General features: G+C 41.2%; 8 protein-coding genes. 6 read left to right on the forward strand and 2 right to left on the reverse strand.

The features are described from left to right. The first annotated feature begins 224 nt into the window (after nucleotides 1-224). The 4 genes from F6K57_RS35135 to F6K57_RS35150 all read left to right on the forward strand — a co-directional run bounded on the left by F6K57_RS35135 (nucleotide 225) and on the right by F6K57_RS35150 (nucleotide 2,113). Nucleotides 225-467, forward strand: coding sequence for a hypothetical protein (locus F6K57_RS35135; RefSeq protein WP_293072612.1), 243 nt, complete (start codon nucleotides 225-227; stop codon nucleotides 465-467). A gap of 384 nt (nucleotides 468-851) precedes the next feature. Then, nucleotides 852-1,127, forward strand: a complete 276-nt coding sequence (locus F6K57_RS35140; RefSeq protein ID WP_293072614.1) for a hypothetical protein — start codon at nucleotides 852-854, stop codon at nucleotides 1,125-1,127. A gap of 439 nt (nucleotides 1,128-1,566) precedes the next feature. After that, nucleotides 1,567-1,695, forward strand: a complete 129-nt coding sequence (locus tag F6K57_RS35145; protein ID WP_293072616.1) for a hypothetical protein — start codon at nucleotides 1,567-1,569, stop codon at nucleotides 1,693-1,695. Between the two features lie 127 nt (nucleotides 1,696-1,822). Next, nucleotides 1,823-2,113: a hypothetical protein gene (locus F6K57_RS35150; protein ID WP_293072618.1), complete on the forward strand. Its 291-nt coding sequence runs from the start codon at nucleotides 1,823-1,825 to the stop codon at nucleotides 2,111-2,113. A 12-nt stretch (nucleotides 2,114-2,125) separates the two neighbouring features. On the opposite strand, the gene F6K57_RS35155 is transcribed toward F6K57_RS35150, so the two are convergent. Next, complete coding sequence (locus F6K57_RS35155; protein WP_293072620.1) at nucleotides 2,126-2,566, reverse strand: hypothetical protein; 441 nt, start codon at nucleotides 2,564-2,566, stop codon at nucleotides 2,126-2,128. 45 nt (nucleotides 2,567-2,611) lie between these two features. Here F6K57_RS35155 and F6K57_RS35160 point away from each other — a divergent pair, with 45 nt between their 5' ends. Further along, entirely contained in the window at nucleotides 2,612-3,985 is a 1,374-nt protein-coding gene (locus tag F6K57_RS35160; protein ID WP_293072622.1) for a hypothetical protein, read from the forward strand. Nucleotides 3,986-4,104: 119 nt separating this feature from the next. Here F6K57_RS35160 and F6K57_RS35165 read toward each other — a convergent pair whose 3' ends face one another. Next, nucleotides 4,105-4,230 carry a hypothetical protein gene (locus F6K57_RS35165; protein WP_293072624.1) on the reverse strand — a complete coding sequence of 42 codons (126 nt, stop codon included), beginning with the start codon at nucleotides 4,228-4,230 and terminating at the stop codon, nucleotides 4,105-4,107. A gap of 147 nt (nucleotides 4,231-4,377) precedes the next feature. Between F6K57_RS35165 and F6K57_RS35170 the strand changes: the two genes are divergently transcribed. Beyond that, entirely contained in the window at nucleotides 4,378-5,811 is a 1,434-nt protein-coding gene (locus F6K57_RS35170) for a hypothetical protein (protein ID WP_293072626.1), read from the forward strand. The last annotated feature ends 159 nt before the right edge of the window (nucleotides 5,812-5,970 follow it).

Genomic DNA, 5,970 nt, shown 5'->3' on the forward strand with positions numbered 1-5,970 from the left:
TATAATCACAGATAATTCCAGGCAAACGGCTGGTATGCAAAGGGAAAATGACTAATCTCCAATAACTAATCCCTAAAAGACACGATGCATTTTTAATGTCCCTAACCCTTTGAAAAACCCCTTGCATCCCTAAAAAAAACCGCCTAGGATGTAAATGTGATGAGGAAAGAACAAACCTCACACCAAACACAAAATAAAGCTAAATTCCAGGAGATTTACTCACTATGATTACTATTTCTGACCTAAATGTTTCTCGCGAAGCTTGCTTAACTGAACTGAAGGATTCCGAAATGATGGGTCACATCATTGGTGGTAGCTTCAAAATTGGTGGAAAGATTAAGTTTGGTATCCCTTTCACTTTCGGTAACCCACTACTATTCGACCAAGATGGTGATGGTACTATTGAAGTCAATGAATTCTACACACCCTTCGGTGGAACCTTCGATATAGAGTTTAGCTTTGGTTAATAATTATAACCTTTAGTTGCTTTCGTCCCCCTCCAAAATTTGGGGGGCACGACTAAACAAAATCCCCCTATATAGGGGGATTTTAGGGTAAAAATCACACTAATAGGCTCCATAAAACCTCTGGTAGAAATTAAGAGTTAACCGCTTTACTGTGGAAGTTTACGACTAATTTTAACCAGAGGTTTGTAGAGTCTTGTGCAGAATAGCATAACACAGCTACCTGGAAGTATTAAGTATTAAGGATAAATTTATTTAATACTAATCCTTTATACTTATGGCAGTTGTTAAGTGATTTCTGCAGCCCTGCTATCGGGGTAAATCTAATCACGAATAATAATTTATATTCCTGATTAGTTAACCACATTCCTTGGAAATTTACTAACTATGATCACTATTTCTGATCTGAATACTTCTCGAAAAAATTGTTTTACTGAACTGAAATACTCCGAAATGATGGGTCACATCCTAGGCGGTTTTTCTCTCAAGTTCGGTGTCCCATATACCTTTGGTAACCGACTGATATTCGACCAAAACAATGATGGTACGATTACACTAAATGAGGTCTATACACCTTTCAGTGGAACTTTAGAGTTCACCCTTACTTTTGAGAAAGAGAACGAAGTTCAATCCCATCCAGATAGTATGGATGATTGTCCGTAAGATTGGTAGTGGTAATTTTGCCAAGCTCTGGTCAAGGTAGCGGGAGCTAAAATCACTAGTTGTGACGACTATCCAACTTGGGATTAGTACAACTGCGGGGAATTAAGAAGTCAAAGGCTTTTAAGGGTGTGTTTATTAACCCTCCGCTGTATAATTAGGCTCCGTAATAATTCTGGTGGAAATAAAAATTGAACCCCTGGGTTTTATACTAATTTTCACCAGATTTTTCTAGATTATGCTTGTTAAGTATTAATTAATATTTATTAAGTCTATAGCATTCCTAAAGGATTCGTCAAATATAGTCCCAAAAGGGAACACAATAGGGTCGGATATGGCAAATAGCCATAACCATTGGCTAGCAATTATTTCATGGTTTACCTATTTTCTATTGGCAGAGTTTACGACTAATTTAGGATTGCTACAGCGGTTCTCATAGTTAATGATGTACACAATATTTTTGTCTTATTCCCGATTCCCCACACCAGACTTCCGACTCCCTAAAACCCAGCATAAGGATCCTCAGGCAATTAAAAACTGCTATAGTTTTAATATCAAGGATTTCGACTGATAGCAGGTGGTGAGGTATTTCTGAGCGACTGCATTAAGTCGAAAGGTGATCAGGGGTAATAAATGTTTCTACTTGATTAGTCAAGGAAACCAATTCACAGCCGATTTACGGTTGAGATTTACTCACTATGATCACTATTTCTGACCTCAATGTTTCTCGGGAAGACTGTTTGACTGAACTGAAGGATAGCGAAATGATGGGTCACATCCTCGGCGGTCGCTTTCAACTAAATGGATTGACAGTCACTATTGGTAATATCCCATTTACTATAGGTAACCCACTGATAATCGACTTCAACGGTGATGGTACTATTCAACCCGATGAAGTCTATTTCCCCATATCTGGTACCTTAAACTTTAGTTTCACTTTCGGAAGGGATGAATTCCAACGAGACCATCGATCAATGTCTGATTGTTAACTATAAGAGTTTTCAATTGGGTTGGGTTTTAGGGAGTCGGGAGCAGGGAGTCGGGAGTCGGGAGTCGGGAGCGGTGCGACCCGTGGCGAATTTAATTCGCCTACGGAAACCGCACTCCCTGGGAATCGGGAGTTGGGAGTAGAGACGGAAGTGTGGGAGGTGTGGGAGGTGTGGAGAGATGGGGAGATGGGGACTCAGATCAGCAACGGTTGTGTCCCCCCGCTGATTAAGGTGACCCACACAGAACCCACAGCACTCGCGCTTTGCATCAAGACATTGACTGTAACTCATAACTATCACAAACCTGATCAGACTTCGGGATAGTTGCCGGGAACAGGAGAGCCAGTTGCTCCCCAAACTCCCCATCTCCCCATACTCCCCAAACTCCCCATCTCCCCATACTCCCCATACTTCCCATCTCCCCATACTCCCCACACTCCCCACACTTTCCATAAGTACTTATGTTGCTCAAAATATAAAAGCCAGAGGGCTTATAATATGGATGTATTAGTAATTCAGTCATATGCCTTTCCTGATTATCTAGGAATTGCTGGAGAGATTGCTATTAATGCAGCAGTTGCCGGGAAGAAGACAGGATTTTGTTTTATCTATGTTGATAATCCCCATGACCGTCGATCGATTTCCAAGAGAGAGTCTCAACGCTTTGGAAAACGAAGTTGGAAACAGAACGTCTGGAAAGTAGAAAGCATTTTAAGAAGCTATGGAATAACCACTTTATCGGACGAGTTGTTATCAGAAAAAACTCGGTTAACTATCCAAGACTATGTCGAAAATGCTCCCCATAGCTTAAAGGAGCTCAAAGCTTACAAATACAACAACGCTGATTTGGGTTTAGCTACTGTGTCTTCCCTGATATCCGAAACCCTATGCTCCAATCCCGATCCTGATCAGCATTATCCCCTTATAGAAAGATTATTGCGATGTTCAGCAATTGTTTATGAAAAAGCACGAAAAGTTATTATCAAATATAACCCTCATAAAATAATTGCTTTGAATGGACGAAGTGCTCCCGTTAAAGGGATATTTGAAGCAGCTAAACAGCTTGATGTTGAGGTTCAATACTCTGAACGGGGAGCTACCTATGATCGATACGAACTTTTTGATCAGCCCCCTCATGATATGGCCTATTTGCGCGAAAAGATAAAAACCTATTGGCAACAGGCTGGTATGGATAGAGAAGAGTTAGGCCATACCTTTTATAAGAATAGGAGGCAGGGAGAGGGAATTGGATCGACTCATTTTACCTCTAAGCAACAACAAGGTGTTGTCCCTGGGCGAAGAAGCAATCAGCGTCAGATTGTCTACTACTCTTCTAGTGATGATGAATATGCTGCCATTAGCGACTTGGTTAAGCATCCAATTTTTAAGAATCAAAGGGAAGCGGTAGAGTCTCTGATCACGTGGGTCTCTAATCGGATGGACTGTTATCTGACCATTAGGATTCATCCTCACCTTCATCGAAAATCACTAGAAGACCGCAACTGGTGGAATTCTTTGAACGGAAAAAATGTTCAGGTTATTCCCCCACATTCAATGGTTGACTCCTATGCCTTAATGGATTGGGCCGATGTGGTGGTTACCTATGGTTCAACAACTGGTGTGGAAGCGGCTTACTGGGGTAAACCCTCTGTACTTTTGGGGGATAGTGAATACTCTGAGCTGGGGTGTGTTTATCAACCTAGGTCTGAAGCAGAGGTTTACTCATTACTAGAGAATGATACTATAGCACCGCTGCCCCAAGAAACCTGCTTGCCCTATGGATATTATTATTTATGTTACGGCATAACATATAAATATTATGATCCCGATACTTTAAGGCTAATTTCTAAAGAAAACTTTAAGGATAGCTGATGGACTGACTAGATCTTTTTGTTTGATGAATATAGTCGGGATATTAATCGTAGGGTGGGCAGTGCCTAGCAACGGAATTGGCAAGCAAAGCAATTTGTCTGTTGCACTGCCCACCAACATCAACTTGACCAATTAATCGTAGGGTGGGCAGTGCCTAGCAACGGAATTGGCAAGCAAAGCAATTTGTCTGTTGCACTGCCCACCCTACATGAACTTCTGTTCTCCCCATCTCCCCATCTCCCCATCTCCCCATCTTCCCCTCCTGGGAGGGGTTAGGGGTGGGTTACCATCTCCCCATCTCCCCATCTCCCCACACTCTTCCCCCTACTCCCTACTCCCTACTCCCTACTCCCTAAAAAAATGTACCTCACCAAATTTAAAAGCGCTATAGTATGGATGTATTACTAATTGAGTCATTTACCTTTACTCCTCATCTAGAAACTGCTGGAGAAATTGCTATTAATTCAGCAGTTGCTGGGAATAATACAGGATTTTCGTTTATCTATGTCGATAATCCCGATGACAGTCGATTCCCTCCCAATAGACGTTTTAAAACATTGGGAAAACTAAGTTGGAAAAGTAAAGTACGGAAACTTGAAAGCATTTTAAAAAACTATGGTATAACGATTTTATCGGAAGAATTTTTGTCAGAAAAAACTCAGTTAACTATTCAATACTATGTCCAAAACGCTCCTGATAGCTTGCAGGAGCTGAGAACCTACAATTACAAAGACGCTGCTTTGGGTTTATCCACAGTCTCTTCCTTAATATCGCAAACGAAATGCTCCCATCCTGATCCTGATCACCATTATGCACTTATACAACGATATTTGCGTTCTTCAGCAATAGTTTATGAAAAGGCACGGGCACTTATTCTCAAGTATAAACCGCAGCAAATAATTTCTTTTAATGGACGCTTTGCTTGTTCTAAAGGTATCTTTGAAGCCGCTAAACAGCTTGGTGTTGAGGTTCAATACCATGAACGGGGAGCCACCTATGATCGATACGAAATGTTTGATGAGCCCCCTCATGATTATGCCTATAGGCGCGAAAAAATAAAAACCTATTGGCAACAGGCTGGTATAGATAGAGAAGAGTTAGGCCATACCTTTTATAAGCGTAAAAGGCAGGGAGATGGAATTGGATGGACTAGTTTTACGTCTGAGCAGCAAAAAGGTATCGTACCTGAGCAAAGGAGCAATTATCGTCAGATTGTCTACTACTCTTCTAGTGATGATGAATATGCTGCCATTGGTGATTTGGTCAAGAATCCAATTTTTAAAAATCAAAGGGAAGCCATAAAGTCTTTGATCACTTGGGTCTCTAATCAGATAGACTGTTATTTAACAATTCGAGTCCATCCTAACCTTAATAAAAAGTCATTAAAAGACCGCAACTGGTGGAATTCTTTGAATGGAAAAAATGTCCAGGTTATTCCTCCGGATTCAAAGGTTGACTCCTATGCCTTAATAGACTGGGCTGATGTGGTGGTTACCTATAATTCAACCATTGGTGCTGAAGCAGCTTATTGGGGTAAACCCTCTGTAGTTATCGGGGACAATATGTACTCTGGGTTGGGATGTGTTTATGAGCCTAGGTCTGAAGCAGAGGTTTACACATTACTAGAAAATGATACTCTAGCACCGTTGCCCCAAGAAAATTGCTTGCCCTATGGATATTATCGTTTATATAGTGGCATAACCTATAACTATTATAATCCCCATAGTTTATTCACTGGGGACTTTTTGGGCGAGCCACTGAGCTCAGCAACTAGGTTGTATAAAAGTAATCTAATCAAAAGTATAGAAACTCCTACGACAGGATAAGTGGAGAGATTAATCTTCGGGTGGGCAGTGCCTACTAACCCGATGGCAACCACATGAATCTGTCTCAACCACTGCCCACCGGACATGAACTACATGAACTTAACCGATTAATCGCAGGTGGGCAGTGCCTAGCAACCTGATGGCAACCACATGAATCTG

The sequence above is a fragment of the Moorena sp. SIO4A5 genome, assembly GCF_010672005.1.
Classification (GTDB): domain Bacteria; phylum Cyanobacteriota; class Cyanobacteriia; order Cyanobacteriales; family Coleofasciculaceae; genus Moorena.

Coding starts and splice junctions, on each gene's coding strand:
- F6K57_RS35155 (WP_293072620.1), bottom strand. CDS start 2,566: ATGGAAAGTGTGGGGAGTGTGGGGAGTATGGGGAGATGGGAAGTATGG.
- F6K57_RS35140 (WP_293072614.1), top strand. CDS start 852: ATGATCACTATTTCTGATCTGAATACTTCTCGAAAAAATTGTTTTACT.
- F6K57_RS35160 (WP_293072622.1), top strand. CDS start 2,612: ATGGATGTATTAGTAATTCAGTCATATGCCTTTCCTGATTATCTAGGA.
- F6K57_RS35150 (WP_293072618.1), top strand. CDS start 1,823: ATGATCACTATTTCTGACCTCAATGTTTCTCGGGAAGACTGTTTGACT.
- F6K57_RS35135 (WP_293072612.1), top strand. CDS start 225: ATGATTACTATTTCTGACCTAAATGTTTCTCGCGAAGCTTGCTTAACT.
- F6K57_RS35145 (WP_293072616.1), top strand. CDS start 1,567: ATGATGTACACAATATTTTTGTCTTATTCCCGATTCCCCACACCAGAC.
- F6K57_RS35170 (WP_293072626.1), top strand. CDS start 4,378: ATGGATGTATTACTAATTGAGTCATTTACCTTTACTCCTCATCTAGAA.
- F6K57_RS35165 (WP_293072624.1), bottom strand. CDS start 4,230: ATGGGGAGATGGGGAGATGGGGAGAACAGAAGTTCATGTAGGGTGGGC.